Source organism: Intestinibacter sp., assembly GCF_051866655.1.
In the GTDB taxonomy this organism is placed as follows: Bacteria; Bacillota; Clostridia; order Peptostreptococcales; family Peptostreptococcaceae; genus Intestinibacter.
This window is the reverse complement of sequence record NZ_JBJDXL010000330.1, coordinates 1-3,507: the sequence shown is the minus strand read 5'-3', so window position 1 is coordinate 3,507 and position 3,507 is coordinate 1. Positions and strand designations below refer to the sequence as shown.

The 3,507-nt window shown below is 27.4% G+C and carries 2 protein-coding genes and 1 pseudogene; all 3 read right to left on the bottom strand.

Annotation, left to right across the window (positions count from 1 at the left end):
* Window positions 1-282 (bottom strand): annotated as a pseudogene (locus ACI3VO_RS09810) (carbohydrate ABC transporter substrate-binding protein); the annotation flags it as partial.
* 229 nt (window positions 283-511) lie between these two features.
* Entirely contained in the window at window positions 512-2,767 is a 2,256-nt protein-coding gene (locus ACI3VO_RS09805; protein ID WP_439757746.1) for a glycogen/starch/alpha-glucan phosphorylase, read from the bottom strand.
* A 389-nt stretch (window positions 2,768-3,156) separates the two neighbouring features.
* Window positions 3,157-3,354: a DUF378 domain-containing protein gene (locus ACI3VO_RS09800; RefSeq protein WP_439757745.1), complete on the bottom strand. Its 198-nt coding sequence runs from the start codon at window positions 3,352-3,354 to the stop codon at window positions 3,157-3,159.
* Window positions 3,355-3,507 lie beyond the last annotated feature (153 nt).

Genomic DNA, 3,507 nt, shown 5'->3' with positions numbered 1-3,507 from the left:
ATCTTCCTTAGCTATTTCTGATTTTAAAGTTTGTTCATAAGTACCACTTGCAGCAGTAACTACTTTTACTTCTACACCAGTTTCATCAGTATATTTTTGTGCTATTTCTTTCCATTGTTCTTCTTGTTCTGGTTTAAAACTTAAATAATAAACAGAACCTTTTTCATCTGATCCAGCTGAGCTTGCTGAACCTTCACTTTTGTTAGAAGAACTACAACCTGTAAGTACACCCAATGTTAATACAGTGGCTAAAGCTATTGAGATAAATTTTTTAGCTTTCATTTTACTTCCCCCTTGTTTTTTATAAAATTTAGTAGTAACGTTCCCGAAAACGTTACCGATAACGTTTTCAAAAAGTGATAACGTTTTTCTTCTTTAATTAAAGATTAACATCTATTCAATTAAAATACAATATATTTTTTTAAAATTTTCCAATTTTTTTACAAAAAAAGAAAAATACAGACTAGAAAACAAAAACTTTGCTAATCTGTATCTATCCATCTATACTCTATTAAAGCTTCCAGATATCATTATTGTATTCTGATATAGTTCTATCTGAAGAAAAATATCCAGCTTTACTTATATTAACCAACATCATTTGTGACCATTTATGTCTATTTTCGTATTCTTTAAAGGCTCTTTCCTTAGTCTCTACATAGTCTTTAAAATCTAGTAATGTCATAAACCAGTCTTTCTTCACAATTTCCTTAAAAAGTCTTATAAGATTTTCTTCACGTCCTATAGTCATTAATTCTTCCCCTATTATAAAATCTACTACTTCTTTAATTTCGTGGTTTCTAGCATATATATCTAAAGATTCATAATCAGCATTTTCATAATGCTTAATTACATTTTCACTGCTTTCTCCAAAAATAAATATATTGTCATCTCCTACCTCTTGATGAATTTCTACATTAGCTCCATCTTCTGTTCCTAAGGTAACAGCTCCATTTAGCATAAATTTCATATTTCCTGTTCCACTTGCCTCTTTAGATGCTAATGATATTTGTTCTGATATATCACAGGCTGGTATTAATTTTTCTGCTAATGTAACGTTGTAGTTTTCTACCATAACAACCTTTAGATATTTATTTACTTCTGGATCGTTGTTTATAAGCTGTTGTAAGCATAGTATAAGGTGAATTATATCTTTTGCTATAGTATATGCTGGTGCTGCCTTAGCTCCAAATATTACTGTAATAGGCGTTGTTGGTATATTGCCTTTTTTAATTTGTAAATATTTATATATTATATATAAAGCATTCATTTGTTGTCTTTTGTACTCATGCAATCTTTTTACTTGGATGTCGTAAATAGAGTTTTCATCTATGTCTATTCCTTGAGTACATTTTAGATATTGTTTTAATTCAACTTTGTTTTCTTTCTTTATTTCTAATATTTTTTCCAATACATTATCATCGTCTATGAATTTTGATAAACCTTCTAATTTAGTCGCATCCTTCTTAAATCCATTCCCTATTAACTCCTCTATAAAATCTGTCAATCTGTAGTTACAATGCATCAGCCATCTTCTAAAAGTTATACCATTTGTTTTATTATTGAATTTTTCAGGATAAATCTTATAGAAATTATTCAGTTCATTATTTTTTAATATTTCAGTATGAAGTGATGCAACCCCATTTGTGCTGAAACTGTAGTGAATATCTATATGAGCCATATGAACATTTTGATTTTCATCTATTATGTATAAAGATTTATCATCGTATTTTTCCCTGATTCTATTGTCTAATTCTTTTATTATTTCCACAAGATTTGGAACTGCTTTTTCTAAATATCTCATAGGCCATTTTTCTAATGCTTCTGCTAATATTGTATGGTTTGTATATGCACAAGTTTTTGAGACTATTTCTATTGCATCATCCATAGATATTCCTTTTTCAAGTAGTAATCTTATAAGCTCTGGTATAACCATAGTTGGATGTGTATCATTAATTTGTATTACTGCATAATCGTATAAATCATAAAGATTGCTTCCCTTAGCTACACACTCATCTATTATATATCTAGCAGCATTGCTTACCATAAAATATTGCTGATATATACGCAGTATCCTACCTTGTTCATCGCTATCATCTGGATATAAAAATAGTGTTAGATTTTTTGCAATTTTTTCTTTATCGAAATCTATACTATCATCTGGAACTATACTCTCATCTACAGTCTCAACATCAAACAAATGCAACTTATTAGTTATATTATTATATCCAGTAACATATATGTCATATAATCTTGAAGTCAAAGTAAATTCGCCAAAATCAATGTCATAGGTTACATCTGTTTTATTCAACCAACTGTTTTCTTCAATCCATTCATTTTTTTCTTCAAATTGGAGATTATTCTTAAATTTTTGTTTAAATAAACCAAAATGGTAATTTAAACCAATCCCATCGCCAGCCAAGCCTAATGTTGCTATAGAATCAAGGAAGCATGCAGCTAATCTTCCTAGACCTCCATTGCCTAAAGATGGTTCTAATTCTACCTCTTCAATTTCAGATATATTCTTCCCATTTTCTTCTAATATTTGCTTTACTTCATCATATATCCCTAAATTTATCAAGTTGTTAGATAATAATTTTCCAATTAAGAATTCAGCAGATATATAATAAATCTTCTTTTTACTTTCATTTTTAGCCTTTTGTTTAGCAAGTTCATTTACTATATTTAATAAAGATGTATATATTTCTTGGTTTGTGCAGAGATTTAATTTCTTTTTACACTTAGATTCTAATAAATTTGATAAGTTCATAAATTTCGTCCCCCTTTTATGCAATATAATCCCATATACCTATGTGTTTTTGATCATACCTTTGATTTTAAATAAAATAAATATCTTCTTCCGGAAACGTTTCCGGAAATATCAAAAAATGAACTTTAAAAATCTCAAAGCTTACTTTCTTGTTAAGAGTATAATTTATATAAAATATTATTTCAAGATAATTATAATTTTCAGATATTTTTTTACAAACAAATTATAAAATTTTAAACTATATAATATATTATTTTGTATAATTATTTAATGTTTTTTTATACAAAAACATATTTCAATTTAAAAACATAACTTACATTTAAATTATATTTTTAAATTGAAAAGCCACTGTTATATGAATATAACAGTGGCAAATAATCCTATAAATTTTATTCCTCCCTATCTTTTGACATTAAGGAAGGTATTAAATAAACTCCTGACAATCCTACTATTGCATATATAATTCTACTTAAAACGGAATAAGTCCCTCCAAATAAATATCCTATAAGATCAAAACCAAAAATACCTATACATCCCCAATTCAAGGCTCCAATTATAGTTAATAATAATGCTATTTTTTTTAACATACAAATACACTCTCCTAAATATTTTTATTTTTTAGTATTTACCATTTTTCATAAATTATTATAAAAATAATTATTTTGAGCGCTTATATTTTTCAAAACATAAAAAAAGATTACGTGGCTACGTCCTACTCTCCCAGGCGGTCACCCACCAAG